A 24,978-nucleotide genomic window follows, 5' to 3' on the forward strand; every position below is an offset into this window, starting at 1 on the left:
CCCGGCGGAGGGGTCACTTTCTTTGCGGCGGCAAAGAAAGTAACCAAAGAAAGCCGCTGGCCGATCCTAAGCACCTTCTTGAGCGGCCGCGGCACAGGAATTTAGACTTGGCACAGCAGTAGCGAGTTTTCTTACGGAAGGATCGCGGACTGGTTCCCATGCGATCAGTCGTCTCTCGAATGACATGGTATCGGTCCCCTTCGGCTTACTCCGGCCTCGCTGCGCGGCCGGTTTAGGGCCGTTTGGGCCACCGGCAGGTGATTAGCGAAACGACCTCGAACGCGGCGCCGGCTTCTTCGTTATTCGGCCCTACCTCGATCAGTGCTCCAATGAACCCACACGCCCACACAACGTAAGGCTCGGCAGGGCAAAGGAACGCGGAGGCGGACAGATAACGCAAAGCAGAGGTTGGGCAAGGCCAAGCGAAGCAAGGGCGGCCAAGACTACGCAAAGCAGGAGCGGGTAAGGCAACGCAAGGTTTGGGCAGGGCCACGCAACGCAGGGATCGGGCAATGCAAGGCAACACAGGATTGGAATGCAAGGAGGCGCAGCCGAGATGTGGGGTGTACGTGCGTCACGCACGCGACGCGGCTGATCTTAAACGTTCGAGGTGGCTGAATTTCCGTCGAAGCGCGAACCGAGGTAGGGCCGAATAGCGAAGAAACCGATGCCGCATTCGAGATCGTTTCGGTGATTCCCTGCCGGTTGCCTAAACGGCCCTAAACCGGCCGCGGAGCGAGGCCGGAGTAAGCCGAAGGGGACCGATACCGTAATAGGCGAGAGAGAACGGATCGCATGGGAACCCGGCCGGGAACCACGGCATGAGGGCACTCGCTACTGCTGTGCCAAGTCTCTAGTTCTGTGCCGGGGCCGCCCAAGAAGGTGCTTAGGATCGGACAAGCGACTTTCTTTGGTCACTTTCTTTGCCGCCGCAAAGAAAGTGACCCCCCCGCCGGGAAGGCGGCTACTGCAAAAAAAAAAGCACGCCAACAGCACCACAACCAACCCGAGTTAAAAAATCCGCGCAACAACAACCAAAGCGTCAGCAACAAAAAAAAACAACCCGTAAATCCAAAACAAGGAGCCCTCGCAAAGTGAGTACTCTGAACATCAAGAAGGTCGCCGTCCTGGGCGCAGGCGTAATGGGCGCACAAATCGCCGCCCATCTGATCAACGCCCGCGTCCCTGTCATGCTCTTCGATCTTCCGGCGAAAGAAGGCCCGAAGAACGCCATCGCGCTGAAGGCGATAGAGAATCTGAAGAAGCTCTCGCCAGCGCCGCTAGGCATCAAGGAAGACGCGCAATACATCGAGCCGGCGAACTACGACGACGACATCGCGAAGCTGAAAGACTGCGATCTGGTCATCGAAGCCATCGCCGAACGGATGGACTGGAAGCACGATCTCTACAAAAAGGTCTCCCCGCACATCGCGCCGCAGGCGATCTTCGCGAGCAACACGTCGGGCCTGTCGATCACCGAACTCTCGAACGGTTTCTCCGATGAACTGAAAGCGCGTTTCTGCGGCGTGCACTTCTTCAATCCGCCGCGCTACATGCATCTGGTCGAGCTGATCCCGACCGCATCGACGAAACCGGACATCCTCGATCAACTCGAAACGTTCCTGACGAGCGTGATCGGGAAAGGCGTCGTGCGCGCGAAGGACACGCCGAACTTCATTGCGAATCGCGTCGGCGTGTTCTCGATTCTCGCCGTCATCGCCGAAGCGGAAAAATTCGGCCTGCGCTTCGATGAAGTCGACGATCTCACCGGCGCGCGCCTCGGCCGCGCGAAGTCCGCGACCTTCCGCACGGCGGATGTCGTCGGCCTCGACACGATGGCGCACGTCATCAAGACGATGCAGGACAACCTGCCCGACGATCCCTTCTTCTCCGTCTACAAGACGCCGCCCGTGCTGGACGCGCTGGTGAAGAACGGCGCGCTCGGCCAGAAGACCGGCGCGGGCTTCTATCGCAAGGATGGCCGTGCGATCAAGGTGCTCGATCCGAAGACGGCGCAATACGTCGACGGCGGCGCGAAGGCCGAGGAACTGATCGGCCGCATTCTGAAGCGTCCGCCCGCCGAGCGCTTCAAGCTGCTGCGCGAAACGGACAACAAGCAGGCGCAATTCCTGTGGGCGATCTTCCGCGATGTGTTCCATTACATTGCGGTGCATCTGGAATCGATCGCGGATAACGCGCGCGATGTCGATCTCGCCATCCGCTGGGGTTTCGGCTGGAACGAAGGTCCGTTCGAAAGCTGGCAAGCCGCCGGCTGGCAGCAGATCGCGAAGTGGGTGCAGGAAGATATCGACGCGGGGAAGGCGCTGTCCAGCGCACCGCTGCCCGCGTGGGTGCTCGACGGTCCCGTCGCGGAAAAGGGCGTGCATACGAACGAAGGATCGTGGTCGCCCGCCGAACGCCGCTTCGTGCCGCGCTCGACCTTGCCGGTCTACGCAAAGCAAGTGTTCCGCGCGCCGCTGATCGGTGAAACGGGCGCGGATCCGAAGACGTTCGGCAAGACGCTGTTCGAGACGGAACACGTTCGCGCGTGGCTCGACAGCGAGCAGAGCGACATCGTGATCGTCTCGTTCAAGTCGAAGATGAACACGATCGGCCCGGGCGTGCTCGACGGACTCGCGCAAGCGATCGATCTCGCCGAGAAGGACTATCGCGGCGTCGTGATCTGGCAGCCGACGTCGCTGAAACTCGGCGCGCCGGGCGGTCCGTTCTCGGCAGGCGCGAATCTCGAAGAAGCGATGCCCGCGTTCATGATGGGCGGCGCAAAGGGCATCGAGCCGTTCGTGAAGAAGTTCCAGGACACGATGCTGCGTTTGAAGCACGCGAACGTGCCGGTGGTGTCGGCGGTTTCGGGCATCGCGCTGGGCGGCGGCTGCGAATTGCTGCTGCATTCGACGAAGCGCGTCGCGCATGTCGAAAGCTATCTCGGTCTGGTCGAGATCGGCGTCGGTCTGGTGCCGGCGGGCGGCGGCTTGAAAGAAGCCGCGCTGCGTGCAGTTGAAGCCGCGAGCGCCGTGAACGCGACGAACGACCTGCTCAAGTTCCTGCAAAAGTCCTTCGAAAACGCGGCGATGGCGAAAGTCTCCGCGTCCGCCTTCGAAGCGCGCGCGATGGGTTATCTGAAGCCCTCCGACACGATCGTCTTCAACGTGCATGAACTGCTCGATATCGCGAAGAAGGAAGCGCGCGCGCTCGCCGACACCGGTTATCGCCCGCCGCTGCGCATGAAGGCGATTCCGGTCGCGGGCCGCTCGGCGATTTCGACGATCAAGGCGTCGCTCGTCAATATGCGCGATGGCCACTTCATCAGCGAGCACGATTATCTGATCGCGGGCCGTATCGCCGAAGCAATGTGCGGCGGCGAAGTCGAAGCGGGCAGTGTCGTTGACGAGGAATGGTTGCTGGCGCTGGAGCGTCGCGCGTTCGTCGACCTGCTCGGCACGCAGAAGACGCAGGAGCGGATCATGGGCATGTTGCAGACCGGCAAGCCGGTTCGTAACTAAGGCATGCGGAGAACGGATAAATGAGCAAACAACTTCAAGACGCATACATCATCGCCGCGAGCCGCACGCCGATCGGCCGAGCGCCGCGCGGCGTGTTCAAGAACACGCGCCCGGACGAACTGCTGGTCCACGCGATCAAGTCCGCCGTCGCGCAAGTGCCGGGACTCGACACGGGCGTGATCGAAGACGCCATCGTCGGCTGCGCGATTCCCGAAGCCGAGCAAGGGCTGAACGTCGCGCGCATCGGCGCGTTGCTCGCCGGTCTGCCGAACACGGTCGGCGGCGTGACGGTGAACCGCTTCTGCGCATCGGGCCTCACGGCACTGGCGATGGCGGCGGATCGCATCCGCGTCGGCGAAGCGGAAGCGATGATCGCGGGTGGCTGCGAATCCATGAGCATGGTGCCGATGATGGGCAACAAGCCGTCGCTGTCGCCGCATATCTTCAATCGCAACGAGGATGTCGGGATCGCGTACGGCATGGGTCTGACGGCGGAACGCGTGGCCGAGCGATGGAAGGTGAGCCGCGAGGCACAGGACGCGTTCGCGGTGGAATCGCATCGCCGCGCACTGGCCGCGCAGGCCGCAGGCGAATTCGCCGATGAAATCTGCGCCTACACGCTGAACGAACGCTTCCCGGATCTCGCCTCGGGCGAAGTGCGCGTGAACAGCCATGAAGTCGCGCTGGACGAAGGCCCGCGCGGCGGCACGACGATGGAAGCGCTCGCCAAACTGCGTCCCGTGTTCGCGAACAAGGGCTCGGTGACGGCCGGCAACAGTTCGCAGACATCGGACGGGGCGGGCGCGCTGATCGTCGTGTCGGAAAAGGTGCTCAAGCAGTTCAACCTGACGCCGCTCGCGCGCTTCGTGAGTTTCGCGGTGCGCGGCGTGCCGCCGGAGATCATGGGCATCGGGCCGAAGGAAGCGATTCCCGCCGCGCTGAAGGCCGCCGGTCTCAAGCAGGACGACATCGACTGGATCGAGCTGAACGAAGCGTTGGCGGCGCAATCGCTCGCGGTGATTCAGGATCTCGGGCTCGATACGTCGAAGGTCAACCCGCTCGGCGGCGCGATCGCGCTCGGCCATCCGCTCGGCGCGACCGGCGCGATGCGCGCGGCGACCGTCGTTCACGGTCTGCGCAGGCGTAATCTGAAATACGGCATGGTGACGATGTGCGTCGGCACCGGCATGGGCGCGGCGGGTATCATCGAACGTCTGTAAAAGCAGAGCGCCCGCGCGCGGATCGTGCGCGTGGGCGGCCCAACAAGGAGACAGCGAATGGATATTCTGATCGAGCGCGCCGACGGCGTATTGAGCATCGTGCTCAATCGTCCGGAGAAGAAGAACGCGATCACATCGGCGATGTATCAGGAAATGGCCGACGGTTTGTACGAAGCCGAGAAAGACGCCGCCGTGCGCGTGGTGCTGCTGCGCGCCAACGGCGGCAGTTTCAGCGCGGGCAACGATCTCGACGATTTTCTGAACCATCCGCTTTCCGGTCTGGATTCGCTGGTGTCGCAGTTCCTCAGGCGCATCAGCGTGTTTCCGAAGCCGATCGTCGCTGCCGTGCCGGGCATCGCGGTGGGCATCGGCACGACGATGCTTCTGCATTGCGACATCGTCTACGCAAGCGCGACCGCGAAGTTCTCGCTGCCGTTCGCGCAATTGGGCGTGTGTCCGGAAGCGGCCTCGAGCCTGTTGTTGCCGCAGATTGCCGGTTATCAGCGCGCGGCGGAAAAGCTGCTGCTCGGCGAGGCGTTCGACGTCAACGAAGCGATCGGCATGGGCTTCGTGAACGGCCAGATCGATGCCGCCGAACTCGACGCCTACGCGATGAGCAAGGCGCGCAAGCTCGCCGCGCTGCCGAGTTCGTCGCTGCGCGTGACGAAGTCGCTGATGAAAGCGGCATCGGCGAACGAAGTGGCATCGCGCATGGACGAGGAAGCCGGGCACTTCACGCACATGCTCAAGGCGCCCGAAGCCATGACGGCGTTCTTCGAGAAGCGCAAGCCGGATTTCACGAAGTTCGACTGATGGAGCGATATCGCATGCGTCTGACTCTCGTGGCGTTGTTGTGCGTCAGCGCGTCGACCTGGGCGGCCCAGCCGGATTGCTCGAACGCGCCCACGCAAACGGCGATGAACGAATGCGTCGGCAAGAGCCTGAAAGCGGCCGACCAGAAGCTCAACGAAACCTATCGGACGCTCGCCGCCAAAATCAGCAAGGACGGCGCCGAGCAGTTGAAGAAGACGCAGCGCGCGTGGCTCGCCTGGCGCGACGCGCAATGCGAATTCGACTCGATGGGTTCGCGCGACGGCAGCATCCACTCGATGATTCAGGCAATGTGCGTCGAAGACCTGACGAAGGCGCAGACCAAACGGCTCGATGCGCAAATGCATTGCCAGGAAGGCGATATTATCGGCTGCGGCGGTCAGTGACCGGCGCGTTTCACTCCACGTCGTACTCCACGAAGCTGTTCTCCCGCGCGAAGCTGACGAGCCGCAAGCCCGCCTGCTTCGCGATGGCGATGGCGAGCGAGGTCGGCGCGGAGATGGTCGCGATCATCGGAATGCCCAGACGCGCCGACTTGCGCACGAGTTCGTAACTCGCGCGGCTGGAGAGAAACACGAAGCCTTGCGTCGTGTCTTCGCGTTGCAGCACGAGATTGCCGATCAGCTTGTCCAGCGCATTGTGACGTCCCACGTCCTCGAACGCGTAACGCACTGCGCCGCTTTCGTCACACCACGCGGCGGCATGCAAGCCGCCCGTCAGTTTCGTGAGTGTCTGATGCGCGTGCAACTCGCGCGATGCGCGTTCGATCGCATCCGGCGCGAGCGTCGAAAGAAAGCCGGTATCCGGCACGCGCTCGGGCTGAAGATCCAGCAGATCGATACTTTCGATTCCGCACACGCCGCAGCCGGTGCGTCCGGCGAGCGCGCGACGCTTGTCCTTCAGGGCCATGAACGCCTGCTGCACGACTTGCAGATGCACTTCGGCATGCGGCAGCGCGATGCCGTCATCGCGGTAATACACCTCGATATCGTGGATATCGCTGCCGCGCTCGACGATGCCTTCGGTCAGCGAGAAACCCACCGCGAACGCTTCGAGATCGCGCGGCGTGCACATCATCACCGCGTGCGAGATGTCGTTGAAAACCAGCGCGACCGGCCATTCCTGCCCGACGTTATCCGTCGCGATCGACGTCTCTCCCTTACGATGTCTGCGCACCTGACGCTCGACATAACCGGGTTGATCGTCCGTTTCGAGAGGGTTCTCCATCTGTGCTCCTTACCGCTTTTTATCCGCAGGACTTCGGGTAAAGTCTGGGTATGTTGCTTGCTGTCACCCCATGCTGCATGTGCTCTCACGCATGCAGCAGCTCTTCGCCCAAGGGTTGGATCTGAATACAAAAACAAGATATCTACGATAACTTATGCGGCCGCCTCGCGCCGGCGCGCCGTCAATCCAACGAGGCTATCGCCATGGGACTTTACGACACCGCTCGTCTTTTCGGGTTCGAGGTCGAATCCTCGGACAATCTGCGCTTCATTCCGCTCGCGGTGCGTTTCAATCTCGACCGCTTCGGTCTGCGCATCTCGCTCGAACAATGGCAGATGCTGCCTTACGACGATCGCGTGCTGCTCGCGCGCTTTCCGATCGACGATGAAGCCGGTCTCGAAAAGAACTTCGATCTCGCGCTCGCCGAAATGCTCAAGACGTACGCGAACGCCGTGCCCGAACAAGTCGAACGCGACACCGATCCCGTCTGGGCGCACGCCGACGCCGTGCCCGAAACGGTGATTCGTCAAAGCAGTCTGTGCGGCGTGAGTTCGCCGAGTCTGTCGAAATGGGTGGAACTCGAACGCTTTCAGCGTTACGCCCTCGCCAAACTGTCGCGCAACACCGATAAAGCCAATCACGATTTTCTGCCCGCCATGCGCGAATTCGGCCTGACCGAATAACGAACGGCGCGGTCACCCGAGCGCACGCAAACGTTATGCGTGCGCTTTCCTCAGTTTATTTGTCGCTCGACCCCCGCTAACCCTAAAGCCCGCGCGCGCATTGCCGATATCGGCGATATCCAATGATCGTGGAGCGGACGCTCGTGCCATTCCACGCCTTCAGCGTGGACGCGTGCTTGCGATGACGCATCCGACGCGCATCCGCACGAGCCAAAGGGATCAGCCGTCGCATGACCCGTTTCAACACCGGGCATTTGCTCGTCAATATCGCCGTCGCGCTTGCCGCGCTCGGCAGTCAGGCGTTGGTCGCGTCGGGACAGTCGTTCGTGCCGCCGATACTCGCGCTGATCGCCGCCGGCATGTTGCTGCGCGGTTTCGTGCGCACCGAACGCACGCCGCGCGATGTTGCGGGCATCGCGGCGCGCCAGCCGAAAGCCGACGAACGGCTGCGCGGCATGTTCGAAGCGCATCCCGTGCCAATGTGGATCGTCGATCGCGAGAGCATGCGCTTCGTCGCGGTGAATCCGGCGGCCGTCGAGCATTACGGATATAGCGAGTCGGAATTCATGGCGATGACGCTCTCCGATCTGCACTTCGCCGACGACTTCGACAGCTTCGCCGCGCGGCTCGCGCGCAACGAACGACGCGGCTCGGCGGGCGTGTGGCGTTATCGCGGCAAGGATGGCGCGGCGATCAGCGCGGACGTGTCGCATCACGCGCTGACGCATGCGAATCGGCCGGGCATCTTCATGCTCGCCAACGACGTGACCGACCGCATCAACGCGGAAGCCGAAGCGCGCCGCTCGAACGAAATGCTCGAAGCGGTCATCGACAATATTCCGCAGCGCGTGTTCTGGAAGAATCGCGAGTCGCGTTATCTCGGCTGCAACAACGCCTTTTCGCGCGATGCCGGTCTCGCGTACAACGAGCAGGTCATCGGCCGGACCGATCACGATTTGCCGTGGCATGCGCTCGCTGGCGTCGTGCGCGCCGACGACGAAGAGGTGATGAGCACCACCGTGCCGAAGATGCATTACGAGCGCGATATCGTCATGGGCGACACGCTGCGCACGGTCGTCACCAGCAAGATGCCGCTGATGGACGGCGAAGGCCAGATCATCGGCGTGCTCGATTCGTATCACGACATCACCGACAACAAGCGCGCCGAACTCGCGCTGCGTCTGCAAAGCCGCGCGCTCGATGCCAGCGTGAACGCGATTCTGATCACCGGCGTCGTGAACGGCGCGAACATCATCGAGTATGCGAATCCGGCGTTCAGGCGCATTACCGGTTACGAACCGAGCGAAGTGATCGGGTGCGACTGCCGTTTCCTGCATGGCGACGACGGCGCGCAGGAAGGGCTGTCGTCGATCCGCCGCGCGCTTTCGTCGAATCTGGAGACGAGCGTCGTGGTGCGGAACTATCGCAAGGACGGCGCGCTGTTCTGGAATCAGCTGTTCGTCGCGCCTGTGCCGAACGCGCAGGGTTTGACCACGCATCACATCGGCATCGTCAACGACGTGACCGACCTGATGAACTATCAGGAGCAGCTCGAATATCAGGCGAACTACGACGGCCTCACGCGTCTGCCGAACCGCAATCTGCTGCGCGACCGCCTGCAGCACGCGATCGAAACCGCGCGCCGCCGCGAATCGCGGATCGCCGTCGTGTTCATGGACCTCGACGGTTTCAAGAACGTCAACGATAGCCTCGGACACAGCGTCGGCGATCGACTGCTCGCGGTGATCGCGGAACGGCTCGCGCGCTCGGCGCGCACCAGCGACACGGTCGCGCGTCACGGCGGCGACGAATTCGTGATCGTGCTGCCCGATCTCACCGACGAAGCCGGTCTGATCGCGTGGATGGAACGCACGCGCGCGGCCATCTCCGAACCGGTGATGATCGACGACACCGAGTTGTACGTCGGCTGCAGCATGGGCGCGAGCCTGTTCCTGCAGGACGGCGACGATGCCGAAACCATCATGAAGAAGGCCGATCTCGCGATGTATCGCGCGAAGGACATGGGCCGCAACAACTATCAGTTCTATCAGCCGGAGATGAACGCGACGGTCGGCGCGCGCATGAATCTCGAACGGCGTCTGCGGCGCGCGCTGCGCGACGGCGAATTCCTGCTGCACTATCAGCCGCAGGTCGATATGGCGTCGCGGCAGATTGTCGGTGTCGAGGCGCTGGTGCGCTGGCACGATCCGGAGCAGGGGCTGGTGTCGCCGGCGTCGTTCATTCCGGTCGCGGAGGAAAGCGGGTTGATCGGGCCGCTGTCGGAATGGGTGTTGCGCGAGGCGTGCCGTCAGAACAAGGCGTGGCAGGATGCGGGCTTGCCGGCGGCGCGCGTGTCGGTGAATCTTTCGGCGCGGCATTTTCAGCAGCGCGATATCGCGTCGCTCGTGACTTCCGTACTTGACGAAACCGGGCTCGAGCCGCGTTTCCTCGAACTCGAACTGACCGAAAGCGCGATCATGCGCAACGCGGAAGAAGCCGTGTCGATGCTGGAGGAACTGTCGTCGCTCGGCATCGGCATCGCGATCGACGACTTCGGCACCGGTTATTCGAGCCTGTCGTATCTGAAGCGCTTTCCGGTGCATCGGCTGAAGATCGACCGCTCGTTCGTCGCGGATATCGGTTCGTGCGACGACGACGAAACCATCACCTCGGCGATCATCGCGCTGGCGCACTCGCTCGAAATGCAGGTGATCGCGGAAGGCGTGGAAACGTCCGCGCAGCACGAATTCCTGCGCGAACGCGATTGCGACGAAATGCAGGGCTTCTACTTCTCGCGCCCGATGCCGCGCGACGCTATTCCGATGCTATTGCAACAAGGCGTGCTGCCGAACTGACGCGATTTCAGAGGCCCGGCTTCAGTCGATGGCCGGCAGCGCGCGCGGACGGCGGTCGTGATCGGTCGCGACGTAGGTGAGCGTCGCCTCCGTCACCTTGACGACTTCGTCCTGCAGGCGCATGCGCTGCGCCCACACTTCGACGGACACGGTGACTGACGTGTTGCCTGTCTTGGTGATATCCGCGTAGAAACTCAGCAGATCGCCGACGAACACCGGATGCTTGAAGAGAAACGAGTTGACCGCCACGGTCGCGACGCGGCCATTGGCGCGGCGGCTGGCCGGAATGGAGCCGGCGATATCCACCTGCGCCATGATCCATCCGCCGAACACGTCGCCGTGGACGTTGGCATCGGACGGCTGCGGGACGACGCGCAGCGCGACCGGCTTCTGGGGGAGACTGGATTCGTTGGGCATGGAAGCGTTCCGGTTCGCATCGCGGCAGCGGGGGAAGGCCGCGAGCGGGGCCTTGAACCTTCTGCGACAATGCTTATTTATGAGTCGTCCCGACAGCGCACCCGCGCGCGGGCATGCAGCAAATTGTACGGGAAAGCACGCGCCCGACGTGCGCCCTGATCGACGATAAAAACGTCCTCCCGAACGCCGCTCGCGCGGCGCGCCCCACGATAACGACATGCGCCGTTCCCCCACCCACGAGCCCGGCTTGCCCGCTCAGGGCTCACGCAACGACTGGCAGACAATCCGCTCGCTGCTGCCCTATCTCACCACGTACAAGTGGCGCGTCGCGTTCGCGCTGACGTGCCTGATCGGCGCGAAGGTCGCCAATCTGGGCGTGCCGATCGTGATGAAGCATATCGTCGACAGTTTGTCGTCGGTGCAGCATCTGACCGCGTTCGGCCGCGCGCACGATGCGCCGGGCGTCGTGCTGATCGGCGGCGTTGGCTTGCTGGTGGTCGCGTATGCGGGCGTGCGGCTGTCGACGTCGCTGTTCACCGAATTGCGCGAACTGCTGTTTTCGAAAGTGACGGAAAGCGCCGTGCGGCAACTCGCGCTGAAGGTGTTCCGGCATCTGCATTCGCTGTCGCTGCGGTTTCATCTGGAGCGGCAGACCGGCGGCATGTCGCGCGATATCGAACGCGGCACGCGCGGCATTCAGCAACTCGTGTCGTATTCGCTCTACAGCATTCTGCCGACGCTGGTCGAAGTCGGACTCGTGATGGCGTTCTTCGTGACGAAGTACGAGGCGTATTACGCGATCGTCACGGGCATCGCGCTGGTCACGTACATCGTGTTCACGGTGAAGGTGACGGAGTGGCGCACGCATTATCGCCGCACGATGAACGACCTCGATTCCAAGGCGAATTCGCGCGCGATCGACTCGCTGCTCAACTACGAGACGGTGAAGTACTTCGGCAACGAGGAATGGGAAGCGCGCCGTTACGACGAGAACTTGCAGCGATATCGCGCGGCCGCGATCAAGTCGCAGCGCTCGCTGTCGATGCTCAACTTCGGCCAGCAGACGATCATCGGCACGGGACTGGTGTTCATCCTGTGGCGCGCGACGCAGGGCGTGATGGCGGGACATCTCACGCTCGGCGATCTCGTGCTGATCAACACGTTCATGTTGCAGCTTTATATCCCGCTGAATTTTCTGGGCGTGGTGTATCGCGAACTGAAGCAGGCGCTGACCGACATGGACCGCATGTTCACGCTGCTCGGCGCGGGCCGCGAAGTGCCCGATGCGCCGAACGCGCAGCCGCTGGCGGTGAACGGCGGCGCGGTGCGTTTCGAGAACGTGGATTTCGCCTACGAACCGGCGCGGCAGATTCTGCACGGTGTGGACTTCACGATTCCCGCCGGCACCACGACGGCGGTCGTCGGGCATAGCGGCTCGGGCAAGTCGACGCTCGGGCGTCTGCTGTTCCGCTTCTACGATTTGCCTCGCGCGGGCGCGGGGCGCATCGCCATCGACGGGCAGGATATCCGCGACGTGACGCAGGATTCGCTGCGCGCGGCGATCGGCATCGTGCCGCAAGATACGGTGCTGTTCAACGATTCGATCTATTACAACATCGCCTACGGACGGCCGTCGGCGAGCCGCGAGGAAGTGATCGCGGCGGCGCAGGCGGCGCATATCCACGATTTCATCGAAGCGCTGCCGGCGGGTTACGACACGCCGGTCGGCGAGCGCGGGCTTAAGTTGTCAGGCGGCGAAAAACAGCGCGTGGCGATCGCGCGCACGCTGCTGAAGAATCCGCCGATCCTGATCTTCGACGAAGCGACGTCCGCGCTCGATTCGAAGTCCGAACGCGCCATCCAGCGCGAACTCGATTCGATCGCGCAGGACAGGACGACGCTGATCATCGCGCATCGGCTGTCGACGGTCGTGCACGCGGAGCAGATCATCGTGATGGATCACGGGCGCATCGTCGAGCGCGGGACGTTTGCGCAGTTGCTGGCGGCGGGTGGATTGTTCTCGCAGATGTGGGCGTTGCAGCAGCAGCGGGGCGGGGAAGCGGCGAGCGATGCGGCGCTCGATACCCTGACGCTGGGCCGCTAAGCGCACTCACTCCATCGCATGCGCGCCGCCCATCGCGACGCCATGCGCTTGCGTGGGCATTGCGGCCCAGCGCAGCCACTGTCCGCGCAGCATCAGCAATGCGCCGAACGCGCAGGTCGCCAGCACGCCGAAGGTGGCGAAGCCCATCTGATAACTGCCCGTGCTTTCCTTGGCGATGCCCATGATCACCGGCAGATAAAACCCACCGATCCCGCCCGCCGCGCCGACGATCCCCGATAGCAGCCCCGTCTTCCCCTTCCAGCGATGCGGCACGAGCTGAAACGTCGAGCCGTTGCCGAGTCCGAACGCGATATACAGACACACGAGGATCGCCAGCCCGCCTGCGACCGGCGGCATCCAGATGGCGAAAGCGAAATCGCCGGCGGCGATCACCGCGAGCAGCACGAGCAGCGAACGCACGCCCGTCACGCGATCCGCGACATAGCCGCCGAACGGCCGCACGATCGCGCCGATAAACGCCAGCAGCGACATGAACAGACCGGCTTCGAGCTTCGGCATCTGATAGAGCGAGGTCAGCAGCAGCGTCACATACGACGACATGCCGACGAACCCGCCGAACGTGATGCTGTAGATCAGCATGATGATCCACGTATCGCGCTCCCTGAGCACCGCGCGATATCGTCCCGGCAACACCGCGATGGCGATCAGCGCGCCGATCACCGGCAGCAGCAACACGCCCGCCTTGCCCGCGCCGAACACGCCGCCGTAAACCGCGAGCACCAGCACGACGAGACTCACGAGCGTCACGACGAAGCTCGACAACGCGCGCATCGTGCTGCCGGATTTCTCGCCCGCATCCGATGCCCACGCGTACAACGCGACGCCCGTGATCGCGAGCAGCGGCAGCGCGGCGGCGGTTGCGCGCTGCCAGCCGAAAGCATCGGCGAGATGGGGAAACAGGAAGCCGTCGAGCACCGCGCCGATGTTGCCCGCGGCGGCCAGCCCGAGCACCAGCCCTTGCACCTTCGGTGGATAGCTGCTGCCCGCCATCGGCAACGCGACGGCGAAACTCGCGCCGCCCATGCCGAGGAACACGCCGAGCACCAGCAGCAGCGGATACGACGGCACGCCGGTCATCATCGGCAGCACGACGGATGGAATCGCCGAGAGGATCACGCCCATCAGCGCGACGCGACGTCCGTCCGTCGACTGATAGAGATTGCCGAGCGTCACGCGCAGGATCGCCGCCGCCAGCACCGGCACCGCGACGAGAAATCCCTGCTGCGCGACAGTCATCGTCACATCGCGGCCGATGAACGCCGCGAGCGGCCCGTACAGCACCCAGACCGTGAAGCCGGTATCGAAATAAAGAAAGCAGGCGATCAGCGAGCGCCAGTTGCCGCTCTTGAGTGAGGCGATGAGTTGGGTCATGTCGGATTCCGGATGCGTGTCGACGCTGGTCCGACAATTTGCAAGCACTATGCCAATCGGCTGCTTCCGCGCGGCTCAAGCGCATGAGACAAGGCAAACGTTTTGTCCATCCATGTGCCGACGAAGCCGAGGCACCGCGCGCGTGCGGCTTGCCTGCGATTGGTGCGTCGCGCCTTAAAATGCCTCTTCCACCGCCACACGCTCGCCGACATGGAACTCAAATGGCTCGAAGACTTCGTTTCGCTCGCGGAAACGCGCAGCTTTAGCCGATCGGCTGAACTGAGGCACATCACGCAGCCCGCGTTCTCGCGACGCATTCAGGCGCTGGAAGCATGGCTCGGCACCGATCTCATCGACCGTTCCGTTTATCCGAGGCGGCTGACGAAAACCGGCGAAGTCTTCTACGAGCAAGCGCTCGCGATGCTTTCGCAGTTCCACGAAGCGCGCACGCTGTTGCGCGGGCAAAACGGCGTGCCGGCCGCGACGATCGAATTCGCCGTGCCGCACACCTTGTCGCTGACTTACTTTCCGCGCTAGCTCGAACATATCGAGGCACGGCTCGGACGTATTCGCACGCGTCTGCGCGCGCTGAATGTTCACGATGCCGTGCTGTCGCTCGTCGAAGGCGGCTGCGATCTCGTGATGGGTTATCACCATCCGAGCCATCCCGTCGCGCTCGATCCCGCGCGCTACGACATGCTGACTTTAGGCAGCGAACCGATCAGTCCTTTCTCGGCGGTGACGAAGGGCGGACGCGCGCGCTATACGCTGCCCGCGACCGCCGAAGCGCCGGTACCGTATCTCTCGTACACGCCGAATGCATATCTCGGGCGCATGACCGAAGTGATCATCGCGACATCGCCGGTGCGGCTGTATCTCGACAAGGTGTATGAAACCGACATGGCCGAAGGGCTGAAGGCGATGACGCTCGCCGGACACGGCGTCGCGTTCCTGCCGCACAGCGCCGTCGAGGATGCGGTGGAAGAGGGCAGGCTCATCCGGCTCGATCGCGGCACGCGCGGCACGCCCGCCGGTCAGTTCACGCTGACGATGGATATCCGACTCTATCGCGACAAACTCGCGTCGCAAGGCGAGGAGCCGCGTCAGGCCCTGATGCGCGAGCTTTGGGACGCAGTCGGTGAAGAATTGTTAAAGGCATCGCCGCAAACGCCCGCCAGCTAAGGCTTGCAGACGTTATGCACGAAACGCATAACGGGATAAAAAAGCGGCATTGGATTTGCAGTCGGCGTTTTTCGATAATGACGGCATTCCACACACCGCTGGAGCATCAATGTCTTCACCGAATTTCGACCATGCCATCCCCTCGTATTTTCACGCCGACGATCTCGGTCCGTGGGGCAACTATCTCAAGCAGGTCGATCGCGTCGCACCGTATCTCAGTTCGCTCTCCCGCTGGCTCGAAACCCTCAAGCGTCCCAAGCGCATTCTCGTCGTCGATTGCCCGATCGAGCTCGACAACGGCACCGTCGCGCATTTCGAAGGCTATCGCGTACAACACAACAACACAACACGTCGCGCGGTCCGGGCAAGGGCGGCGTGCGTTATCACCAGGATGTGACGCTCTCCGAAGTGATGGCGCTGTCTGCGTGGATGTCGGTGAAAAACGCCGCCGTGATCGTGCCGTACGGCGGCGCGAAAGGCGGTATCCGCGAAGCTCTCGCGCGGCGAACTCGAACGTCTGACGCGCCGTTATACGAGCGAGATCGGCATCATCATCTGGCCGAATACGGACATTCCCGCGCCGGACGTGAACACCAACGAACAGATCATGGCGTGGATGATGGACACCTACTCCATGAACCAGGGCCAGACGGTGACCGGCGTCGTGACCGGCAAGCCGATCGCGCTGGGCGGTTCGCTCGGCCGCAAGGAAGCGACGGGGCGCGGCGTGTTCGTGGTCGGCACGGAAGCGGCGCGGCGCATCGGCATGGAGATCGAAGGCGCGCGGATCGCGGTGCAGGGCTTCGGCAACGTGGGCGGTATCGCGGCGAAGCTGTTCCAGGAAGCGGGCGCGCGCGTGATCGCCGTGCAGGATCACACCGGCTCGCTGCATAACTCGAAGGGCATCGATACGGTCGCGCTGCTCGATCACGTCGCGAAGACGGGCGGCGTCGGCGGTTTCGCGGGCGCGGACCCGGTGCAGGGCGACGAGTTCTGGATGATCGAAAGCGACATCCTGATTCCGGCCGCGCTGGAAAACCAGATCACCGAGAAGAACGCGGGGAAGATTCGCACGAAGATCGTCGTCGAAGGCGCGAACGGCCCGACCACCACGGCGGCCGACGACATTCTCACCGACAAAGGCGTGCTCGTGATTCCGGACGTCATTGCCAACGCGGGCGGCGTCACGGTGTCGTACTTCGAATGGGTGCAGGACTTCTCCAGCTTCTTCTGGACCGAAGACGAGATCAACCAGCGTCTGGAGCGCGTGATGCGCGAAGCGTTCGCGGGCGTGTGGCAGGTGGCGAGCGAACAACAGGTGTCGTGCGGACGGCGGCGTTTATCGTCGCGTGCTCGCGGAGCCTGATGGCGCGCGAAATGCGCGGCCTGTACCCCTGATCGGCGATGCGACGGCCCAACCGTTGCAACCGGAGCGGGACGCGCGGCGTGCGGGAGGCGCGCCGCGTTGAGATTCTTTGAGGTTCGCGGGCGACATTCTTCGGGATGTCGCCCGCATTTGCATGAAAAATCAATTAACATGCGGCCGTTCGGCAGGCTCGTGGAAATTTGTTAGAAGGTTGCACCTATACGTCTCGAAAATAAGACGAAGTGTGGTTAACAATCATTCTTTCAGAATAATTACCCTGCTAAACTTGCCCGGCTTTTCGCCATAGGAGATCGACCAGATGAAGGTTAAAAAAGCTGCGCTGCTGCTCGCCGCGCTCGGAATGTTTGCAACGGGTGCTTACGCTCAGGACGCGGGCACGCTGAAGAAAATCAAGGACACGGGCGTTATTTCGCTGGGTCACCGCGAATCGTCGATTCCGTTTTCTTACTATGACGACAAGCAGAATGTCGTCGGCTACTCGCACGAGTTCTCGCTGAAGGTCGTCGAGGCCGTGAAGCAGAAGCTGAATATGCCGAACGTGAAGGTCAAGCTCACGCCGGTGACGTCGCAAAACCGTATTCCGCTGGTGCAGAACGGCACGGTCGACCTCGAATGCGGTTCGACGACCAACAACGCCGAGCGTCAGCAGCAAGTCGCCTTCTCGAACACGATCTTCGTGATCGGCACGCGTCTCATGACCAAGAAGGATTCGGGCGTTAAGGACTGGGCCGACCTGAAGCGCAAGACCGTCGTGACGACCGCCGGCACGACCTCGGAACGCCTGCTTCGCAAGATGAATCAGGAAAAGAACATGGGCATGAACATCACCAGCGCGAAGGACCACGGCGAGTCGTTCCTGACGCTGTCGACCGGCCGCGCGGTCGCGTTCATGATGGACGACGCATTGCTCGCCGGCGAGCGCGCGAAGTCGAACAACCCGGGCGATTTCGTGATCGTCGGCGCGCCGCAATCGCATGAAGCGTACGGCTGCATGATGCGCAAGAACGACCCCGAGTTCAAGAAAGTGGTGGACGACGCCATCGCCAAGGTCGAGACCTCCGGCGAAGCCGATGCGATCTACAAGAAGTGGTTCGAAAGCCCGATTCCTCCGAAGGGCCTGAACCTCAACTTCCCGGAAAGTGACGACATCAAGGCTCTCTACAAGAGCCCGAATGACAAGGCAATCGACTAACCGGTTCGCGCATCGAACGAACGAAACGGAAGGAGCTTGCTTCTTCCGTTTCTTTTCGGAGTGAGTCCATGTCTTACAACTGGAACTGGGGCATTCTGCTCAGCCCCGTTTCGACCGGCGAACCGACGACGTATCTCGGCTGGCTGATCTCCGGCTTCTGGGTGACCATCACGGTCTCGCTTGCCGCCTGGGTGATCGCGCTGATTACCGGCTCCCTGTTCGGCATCCTGCGCACGGTCCCGAATCGCTTTCTGGCGGGCATCGGCACCGTCTATGTCGCGATCTTCCGCAATATTCCGCTGATCGTGCAGTTCTTCGTCTGGTATCTCGTGATACCGGAGTTGCTGCCCGTGTCGATGGGCAACTGGTTCAAGCAATTGCCGCCGACCGCGCAGTTCTATTCGTCATCGATCATCTGTCTCGGGCTGTTCACCGGCGCGCGCGTGTGCGAACAGGTGCGCTCGGGCATCAACGCGCTGCCGCGCGGACAGCGCAACGCGGGCCTCGCGATGGGCTTCACCGAATGGCAGACGTACCGCTACGTGCTGATGCCGGTCGCGTACCGCATCATCGTGCCGCCGCTCACGTCGGAATTCCTCAACGTGTTCAAGAACTCGGCGGTCGCCTCGACCATCGGTCTGCTCGATTTGTCGGCGCAGGCGCGCCAGCTCGTCGACTACACGGCGCAGACGTACGAATCGTTCATCGCGGTGACCATCGCTTACATGCTTATCAACCTCATCGTGATGCAGTTGATGCGCTGGCTCGAAGCGAAGACGCGCCTGCCTGGCTACATCGGAGGCAAGTAAATGCATCATTTCAACTGGAGCGGTATTCCAGGCGCGCTGCCGACGCTGTGGACCGGCGCCATCATCACGCTGCAGATCACGGTGCTGGCGATCGTCATCGGTATCGTGTGGGGCACGGTGCTCGCGCTGTTCCGTCTGTCGGGCATCAAGCCGCTGCAATGGTTCGCCAGCCTCTACGTGACGGTGTTCCGCTCGATCCCGCTCGTCATGGTCCTGCTGTGGTTCTTCCTGATCGTACCGCAGCTGTTGCAGAACGTGCTCGGCTTGTCGGCGGACATCGACATTCGCCTCGCTTCCGCGATGGTCGCGTTCTCGCTTTTCGAAGCCGCGTACTATTCGGAAATCATCCGCGCGGGCATTCAGGCGGTCTCGCGCGGTCAGGTGAACGCGGCGTTCGCGCTCGGCATGACCTACGGCCAGGCGATGAAACTCGTCGTGCTGCCGCAGGCGTTCCGCGCGATGGTGCCGCTGCTGCTCACGCAGGCGATCGTGTTGTTTCAGGACACGTCGCTCGTCTACGTCATCAGTCTCGCGGACTTCTTCCGCACGGCGACGAACATCGGCGACCGCGACGGCACGACCGTCGAAATGGTCCTGTTCGCGGGTGCGTGTTACTTCGTGGTCTGCGTGGTGGCGTCGGCACTGGTCAAAAGTCTTCAGAAAAAGGTCGCAAGATGATCTCTATCAAAAACGTTTCGAAGTGGTACGGGCAGTTCCAGGTGCTGACGGACTGCACGACCGAAGTGAAGAAGGGCGAGGTCGTCGTGGTGTGCGGCCCGTCGGGTTCGGGCAAGTCGACGCTGATCAAGACGGTCAACGGCCTCGAGCCGTTCCAGAAGGGTGGAATCTCGATCAACGGCCAGTCGCTGACGGACAAGAAGACCAATCTGTCGAAGCTGCGCTCGAAGGTCGGCATGGTGTTCCAGCACTTCGAACTGTTCCCGCATCTGTCGATCACGCAGAACCTGACGCTCGCGCAAGTGAAGGTGCTCGGCCGCTCGAACGACGAAGCGACGCAGAAGGGCCTGAAGCTGCTCGATCGCGTCGGCCTGCGCGCGCACGCCGACAAGTTTCCGGGCCAGTTGTCGGGCGGTCAGCAGCAGCGCGTGGCGATCGCGCGCGCGTTGTCGATGGACCCGATCGCGATGCTGTTCGACGAACCGACCTCCGCGCTCGATCCGGAAATGATCAACGAAGTGCTCGACGTGATGGTCGAACTCGCGCAGGAAGGCATGACCATGATGTGCGTGACGCACGAAATGGGCTTCGCGAAGAAGGTGGCGAATCGCGTGATCTTCATGGATCGCGGGATCATCGTCGAGGATGACCAGAAGGAAGCGTTCTTTGCCAATCCGAAGTCGGATCGCGCGAAGGACTTTCTGGCGAAGATTCTGCACTGAGTTCGACGTAGAACCGGCAGGATCGAAACGGCCGCTCCGTTACTGGAGCGGCCGTTTTGTTTGGTACGCGCTCGCCGACTCCGGCGCGTTGCTCCACGGAGTGTAAGTGTCCCGGTGATGGAGAGTTTTCCTAAATAGCCGGGAATGATCGTCAAAAAAGGAGTTCTTGGCTTTTCGCGCGCCATCGTTGCCTACAATCTTTGATCGAAGAAGAATGTGTCAAACCACGCAAATTTCGAATAAAGATCGTTGATCAATGTACAAGAGCTCTGGTGTCCGCGTATTCCAATTTTTTGTCGGCCTTCTGATCGCGCTGTTCTCGACAGCCAGTCACGCCGGAGGATGCACTTACTCATACTTCGGCGGACCTCAGACCATCTCGCTGACGCTGCCGGCGAATTTCGTCGTGCCGCGCGACTTGCGCGTGGGCTCGACGATCCTCACGATCAAGGGGCCGCAGTGGAATACGAGCATGATTCTCGGCAATTGCAGCACAGCCGGCACGATTTACGTCGATCTCGTCACGCAGCCTCACGCGAATCTCGGCAGCAATATCTACGCGACGAACGTGCCGGGCGTGGGCGTCAAGGCATTGAGTAATGGCGGAAGCGCGGCACCGGTGTCGGGTTCGTACGGCGTCGTCACGCAGGGCAACGTGTACGCCGCGAACAATCCTGCAAGCCAGCTCGTCTTCGTCAAGACCGGAGCGATCACGCCGGGCGTAATCACTTCCGCCGACGTACCCACCATCAGGAATTCGCTCGACCGCAACTTCACGATCTTCACGACGTCGATATCGGGCAACATGACCGTGACCAGCGGCACATGCACGACGCCCGACGTGAGCGTCCCGATGGGCACGTATCTGACGACGGAACTGAAGGGACTCAACACGACGACCACGGCAGTGAACTTCAATGTCGCGCTTAAGGCTTGTCCGGCGGGCATGAACAGCATCGCGTACCGGATCGATCCGGTCACGACGGTCATCAACAGTGCGAATTCGGTGGTTGCGCTGAACGCTGCATCGACCGCGACGGGCGTCGGCGTGCAGTTGCTCGATTCGAGCGGTGCGGTGTTCCCGTTGAGCACGCAGAAGACCTTCAGCGGCTACAACTCGGCCACGGGCGGCGACTACGCGTTGGCCTTCAAGGCGCGCTATTACCAGACCGCCGCGACGCTGACACCCGGTACGGCCAATACGTCGATGACGGTGTCGATGGTGTATCAGTAACGGCTTACTCGATTCCCAGTTCCGTCTCGACTGCCGCCGTCGTCCGAATCTCTTCGATCTTCAACGCCGAGCTGACGCATGCCTTTTGCAGCGGTTCGGCAGCCTTCTTCGCGACTTCCTCCGGCACCGGAATATTCAGCGTGCGGATCAGCGCGCCGCACTGGAACATGGCGAGATCGCCGGGCGAGAAGCGCGTCCAGGTTTCGTTGTCGGTGAGCGGCGAGGTGGCGATCACGGCGACGCGGTCTTCCGGCGTCGTGTATTTGGCGAAGTCGATCGACATGTCCGCGTCGATCAGATGCGCCGTCGAGAACGGCCAGCTACGGACCAGATAGTACAGATGCGTCGAGCAGTGCGAAAACAGCGCCTGCCCGTTCGACATCAGGAAGTTGAAGACGCCGAATTGCGTGATCTCGCGCGTGAGTTCGCCGAGCGCTTCGAACAACTCTTCCAGCGGTGGCTGCGAGCACGGAAATGCCTTGCGCAAACCCTGCAGCAGCGCGCAGAACGCAAGTTCGCTGTCGGTCGTGCCGACCGGCTGATACACGCCGTTCAACGCGGGCGCGTGGCCTTTCAGATCGCCGTTGTGCGCGAAAATCCAGTGCCGTCCCCACAACTCGCGCATGAACGGATGGCAGTTTTCGAGCAGGATATGCCCCTGCGTCGCCTTGCGGATATGCGCGATGGTGTTCTTCGACTTGATCGGATAGCGCTTGACCATCTCCGCGAGCGGCGAACTGGCCGACGACTGATGATCGATGAACAGCCGGCAGGCCTTGTCCTCGAAGAACGCGATGCCCCAGCCGTCCGCGTGATGGTCCGTGACACCCCCGCGCGCCGCGAACCCGGTGAACGAAAACGTCACGTCGGTGGGTTCAGCGCAGTTCATTCCGAGGAGTTGGCACATGATGCGGGCAGTTTTGGCTTCGGGCCGGGTTGTTACAATACGTCCTACAAGGATATCACCGAGGCAAAATCGAACAGCGTCGCAAGATTGCAGGCGTTGTCAATTTTTAACGGCGATTTTTGCCAATACCTGAGAGGCGTATTGCGCGATGCCGTGTTTTCGCGCATCGGGCTTGCAGAACGCCTTCGACATTCCAACGCTTTCCAACGTCCGCCCACATCCGCCATGTCCGCATCCTCCACCACGCTCACGCTCGCGCGCCCCGACGACTGGCATCTGCACGTCCGCGACGGCGCGACGCTCGCCGCCGTCCTGCCGCACACGGCGCGCCAGTTCGGCCGCGCCATCATCATGCCGAACCTGAAGCCGCCGGTGACGACGACCGAGCTGGCATCGGCGTATCGCGATCGCATTCTCGCGGCGTTGCCCGCGGGCGCGCGCTTCGAACCGCTGATGACGCTCTATCTCACCGACAACACGCCGCCCGACGAAATCCGCCACGCCAAGGCGAGCGGCTTCGTGCATGGCGTGAAGCTGTATCCGGCGGGCGCGACGACCAATTCCGACGCGGGCGTGACCGATCTCGGCAAGTGCGCGAAGACGCTCGAAGCGATGCAGGAAGTCGGCATGCCGCTGTTGATCCACGGCGAAGTGACGGATGGCGATATCGACGTGTTCGATCGCGAGAAGGTCTTTATCGACCGCGTGATGACGCCGCTGCGCCGCGATTTTCCGGCGCTGAAGGTGGTGTTCGAGCACATTACGACGAAGGATGCCGCCGATTACGTCCGCGACGCGGAGGGACCGATCGGTGCGACCATCACCGCGCATCACCTGCTGTTCAACCGCAACGCGATGCTGGTCGGCGGAATCCGGCCGCATTATTACTGCTTGCCGATCATCAAGCGTGAGACGCATCGGCAGGCGCTGGTCGAGGCGGCGACCTCGGGCAACGCGCGCTTTTTCCTCGGCACGGACAGCGCGCCGCATCCGAAGGGGCAGAAGGAGCACGCGTGTGGCTGCGCGGGCTGCTACACGGCGCTGCATGCGCTGGAGTTGTACGCCGAAGCGTTCGATAAAGCCGGCGCGCTCGACAAATTCGAAGGTTTCGCGAGCTTCCACGGCGCGGATTTCTACGGCTTGCCGCGCGCAACCGACACGGTGACGCTGGAACGCGCGTCGTGGACCTTGCCCGCCGAACTCAGCGCCGGCGATGCGCAGATCGTGCCGCTGCGTGGCGGCGAAGCAATCGGCTGGCGCTTCGTCGACTGAGTGCGCGCCGCGTTTCGTGCCCCAAATGGCGGACGTGATTCCTGCTAACGCATGCTCGCCGTTCGCCGCGATCGACTGGTCGCGGCCGTGGAACGCGCCGCTGGCTGAACGCGGCGCGCGTTGGCAATCGGCGGCTCTGGCCGGTTACGCCGCCTATCTCGACGCGCTGAACGCCGACGCCCGCGCCGCCGCGCTGGTCAGCGGGCGCGGCAAGCCGCTCGGTTTCATCGCGCAGGACGATTTGCCCGAAGGCGCGTCCTACGAAGCTCATATCGCGCAAACCGGCTGCGTGCCGACGCGCCACAATCTCCACGATTTCTTCAACGGCCTGATGTGGTTCGCGCAGCCGCGCATCAAGGCGGCGCTCAACACGCGTCAGGCCATGCAGATCGATGCGCTCGGCATCGGCCCGACGCGCGGCGGCGTGCGCGACGCGCTCACGCTCTTCGATGAAAACGCGGTGCTGTTCGCCTGCGCCGATCGCGCGCTCGCCGATGCCTTGCGCCGCTTCGACTGGCGCACGCTCTTCGTCACGGAGCGCGCCGGGTGGGGCACGCGCTGCGAGGCGCGGATCTTCGGCCATGCGCTGCTGGAAAAACTGGTCGCGCCGTACAAGGCGTGCACGGGCCACGCGTGGATCGTCGAGGTTCCGGACAGTTACTTTTCCGTCGACGACACCGCCCGCCGCGCGATGCTCGACGCGCTGGTCGCCGAACGTCTGCTGAGCGAGCCGCTCGACAGCCGCGCGTTCTCGCCGCTGCCGGTGCTCGGCGTGCCGGGCTGGTGGGACGCGAACGCATCGGCCGATTTTTACGACGACACGAGCGTTTTCCGTCCCGGCCGCCGGATCCGCTGACGGCTCGAGTGATAAAATCGCATCCGCAAAGCAGGCCAGGCAATCGCGGCCTCGACGATTTCGATCGAAGAGGGCGAGGAAAGTCCGGACTCCACAGGGCAGGGTGATGGCTAACGGCCATCCGTGGCGACACGCGGAACAGGGCAACAGAAAGCAAACCGCCGATGGCCCGTCGCAAGACGGGATCAGGTAAGGGTGAAACGGTGCGGTAAGAGCGCACCGCGGACGTCGCGAGACGCTCCGGCACGGTAACCTCCACCCGGAGCAATTCCAAATAGGCAGGCATCCTCGCGATGCAGGACGGTGCCCCCGTTCGTCTGCGGGTAGGAAGCTCGAGCGCGTCAGCAATGGCGCGCCTAGAGGAATGATTGCCACGCGCGGCGCTTTCGGGCGGCGCGTGCACAGAATCCGGCTTATCGGCCTGCTTTGTCACCATCCAAAAAGAAAGAGCCGGCGTCTCGCGACGTCGGCTCTTTTGCTTTTTCGGCG

Annotated in this window: 19 protein-coding genes, 1 other RNA gene and 2 pseudogenes; 17 read left to right on the forward strand and 5 right to left on the reverse strand. The window is 62.6% G+C overall.

What is annotated here, in order from left to right; all coding sequences use genetic code 11:
- Positions 1-1,094 precede the first annotated feature (1,094 nt).
- Genes BVER_RS20270 through BVER_RS20285 form a run of 4 tightly spaced genes read left to right on the forward strand, consistent with a single transcriptional unit; the run spans position 1,095 to position 5,958 of the window.
- Positions 1,095-3,521 (forward strand): 3-hydroxyacyl-CoA dehydrogenase/enoyl-CoA hydratase family protein, encoded by a 2,427-nt coding sequence (locus BVER_RS20270; RefSeq protein ID WP_050454827.1) that lies wholly within the window; start codon positions 1,095-1,097, stop codon positions 3,519-3,521.
- A gap of 20 nt (positions 3,522-3,541) precedes the next feature.
- On the forward strand, positions 3,542-4,741 hold the full coding sequence (locus BVER_RS20275; RefSeq protein WP_050454828.1) for an acetyl-CoA C-acyltransferase: 1,200 nt from the start codon (positions 3,542-3,544) through the stop codon (positions 4,739-4,741).
- A gap of 57 nt (positions 4,742-4,798) precedes the next feature.
- The gene (locus BVER_RS20280) at positions 4,799-5,554 is read left to right on the forward strand and encodes an enoyl-CoA hydratase (RefSeq protein WP_050454829.1); all 756 of its coding nucleotides are present in this window, start codon (positions 4,799-4,801) and stop codon (positions 5,552-5,554) included.
- Between the two features lie 14 nt (positions 5,555-5,568).
- Positions 5,569-5,958: a lysozyme inhibitor LprI family protein gene (locus BVER_RS20285; RefSeq protein WP_050454849.1), complete on the forward strand. Its 390-nt coding sequence runs from the start codon at positions 5,569-5,571 to the stop codon at positions 5,956-5,958.
- A 10-nt stretch (positions 5,959-5,968) separates the two neighbouring features.
- On the opposite strand, the gene fdhD is transcribed toward BVER_RS20285, so the two are convergent.
- Complete coding sequence (fdhD, locus tag BVER_RS20290; protein WP_050454830.1) at positions 5,969-6,799, reverse strand: formate dehydrogenase accessory sulfurtransferase FdhD; 831 nt, start codon at positions 6,797-6,799, stop codon at positions 5,969-5,971.
- 203 nt (positions 6,800-7,002) lie between these two features.
- On the opposite strand from fdhD, the gene BVER_RS20295 reads away from it, so the two are divergent.
- Positions 7,003-7,482: a nitrate reductase associated protein gene (locus BVER_RS20295; protein WP_050454831.1), complete on the forward strand. Its 480-nt coding sequence runs from the start codon at positions 7,003-7,005 to the stop codon at positions 7,480-7,482.
- 230 nt (positions 7,483-7,712) lie between these two features.
- Positions 7,713-10,337, forward strand: a complete 2,625-nt coding sequence (locus BVER_RS20300; RefSeq protein WP_232316686.1) for a sensor domain-containing protein — start codon at positions 7,713-7,715, stop codon at positions 10,335-10,337.
- Between the two features lie 21 nt (positions 10,338-10,358).
- On the opposite strand, the gene BVER_RS20305 is transcribed toward BVER_RS20300, so the two are convergent.
- Positions 10,359-10,754 carry an acyl-CoA thioesterase gene (locus BVER_RS20305; RefSeq protein WP_050454832.1) on the reverse strand — a complete coding sequence of 132 codons (396 nt, stop codon included), beginning with the start codon at positions 10,752-10,754 and terminating at the stop codon, positions 10,359-10,361.
- A gap of 217 nt (positions 10,755-10,971) precedes the next feature.
- Between BVER_RS20305 and BVER_RS20310 the strand changes: the two genes are divergently transcribed.
- Positions 10,972-12,858 carry an ABCB family ABC transporter ATP-binding protein/permease gene (locus tag BVER_RS20310; protein ID WP_050454833.1) on the forward strand — a complete coding sequence of 629 codons (1,887 nt, stop codon included), beginning with the start codon at positions 10,972-10,974 and terminating at the stop codon, positions 12,856-12,858.
- A gap of 6 nt (positions 12,859-12,864) precedes the next feature.
- On the opposite strand, the gene BVER_RS20315 is transcribed toward BVER_RS20310, so the two are convergent.
- Positions 12,865-14,250: an MFS transporter gene (locus BVER_RS20315; protein ID WP_050454834.1), complete on the reverse strand. Its 1,386-nt coding sequence runs from the start codon at positions 14,248-14,250 to the stop codon at positions 12,865-12,867.
- A 210-nt stretch (positions 14,251-14,460) separates the two neighbouring features.
- Here BVER_RS20315 and BVER_RS20320 point away from each other — a divergent pair.
- The 7 genes and pseudogenes from BVER_RS20320 (at position 14,461) to BVER_RS32730 (ending at position 21,454) form a co-directional block, all read left to right on the forward strand.
- Positions 14,461-15,432 (forward strand): annotated as a pseudogene (locus BVER_RS20320) (LysR family transcriptional regulator).
- A 109-nt stretch (positions 15,433-15,541) separates the two neighbouring features.
- A pseudogene (locus BVER_RS20325) lies at positions 15,542-16,830 on the forward strand (Glu/Leu/Phe/Val family dehydrogenase).
- Positions 16,831-17,117: 287 nt separating this feature from the next.
- Entirely contained in the window at positions 17,118-18,011 is an 894-nt protein-coding gene (locus BVER_RS20330) for a glutamate/aspartate ABC transporter substrate-binding protein (protein ID WP_050454835.1), read from the forward strand.
- A 68-nt stretch (positions 18,012-18,079) separates the two neighbouring features.
- Positions 18,080-18,820 carry an amino acid ABC transporter permease gene (locus BVER_RS20335; protein WP_050454836.1) on the forward strand — a complete coding sequence of 247 codons (741 nt, stop codon included), beginning with the start codon at positions 18,080-18,082 and terminating at the stop codon, positions 18,818-18,820.
- A complete protein-coding gene (gene gltK, locus BVER_RS20340) occupies positions 18,821-19,498 on the forward strand; it encodes a glutamate/aspartate ABC transporter permease GltK (protein WP_050454837.1) in 678 nt (225 codons plus the stop codon).
- Positions 19,495-20,220, forward strand: coding sequence for an amino acid ABC transporter ATP-binding protein (locus tag BVER_RS20345; protein WP_050454838.1), 726 nt, complete (start codon positions 19,495-19,497; stop codon positions 20,218-20,220). Before gltK ends, BVER_RS20345 begins: the two co-directional genes overlap by 4 nt.
- A 256-nt stretch (positions 20,221-20,476) precedes the next feature.
- Entirely contained in the window at positions 20,477-21,454 is a 978-nt protein-coding gene (locus BVER_RS32730) for a fimbrial protein (RefSeq protein ID WP_050454839.1), read from the forward strand.
- 4 nt (positions 21,455-21,458) lie between these two features.
- On the opposite strand, the gene BVER_RS20355 is transcribed toward BVER_RS32730, so the two are convergent.
- Complete coding sequence (locus tag BVER_RS20355; protein WP_083452274.1) at positions 21,459-22,361, reverse strand: class II glutamine amidotransferase; 903 nt, start codon at positions 22,359-22,361, stop codon at positions 21,459-21,461.
- A gap of 44 nt (positions 22,362-22,405) precedes the next feature.
- Complete coding sequence (locus tag BVER_RS32735) at positions 22,406-22,588, reverse strand: hypothetical protein (protein WP_198155315.1); 183 nt, start codon at positions 22,586-22,588, stop codon at positions 22,406-22,408.
- Between BVER_RS32735 and pyrC the strand changes: the two genes are divergently transcribed.
- The 3 genes from pyrC (at position 22,587) to rnpB (ending at position 24,921) form a co-directional block, all read left to right on the forward strand.
- Entirely contained in the window at positions 22,587-23,633 is a 1,047-nt protein-coding gene (gene pyrC, locus BVER_RS20360; protein ID WP_050454841.1) for a dihydroorotase, read from the forward strand. The genes BVER_RS32735 and pyrC overlap by 2 nt on opposite strands.
- Positions 23,575-24,489 carry a DUF3025 domain-containing protein gene (locus BVER_RS20365; protein WP_083452275.1) on the forward strand — a complete coding sequence of 305 codons (915 nt, stop codon included), beginning with the start codon at positions 23,575-23,577 and terminating at the stop codon, positions 24,487-24,489. The genes pyrC and BVER_RS20365 overlap by 59 nt, the downstream gene beginning before the upstream one ends.
- Positions 24,490-24,516: 27 nt before the next feature.
- Positions 24,517-24,921, forward strand: an RNA gene (gene rnpB / locus BVER_RS20415) — RNase P RNA component class A.
- The last annotated feature ends 57 nt before the right edge of the window (positions 24,922-24,978 follow it).

The organism is Candidatus Burkholderia verschuerenii, from assembly GCF_001189365.1.
Classification (GTDB): domain Bacteria; phylum Pseudomonadota; class Gammaproteobacteria; order Burkholderiales; family Burkholderiaceae; genus Caballeronia; species Caballeronia verschuerenii.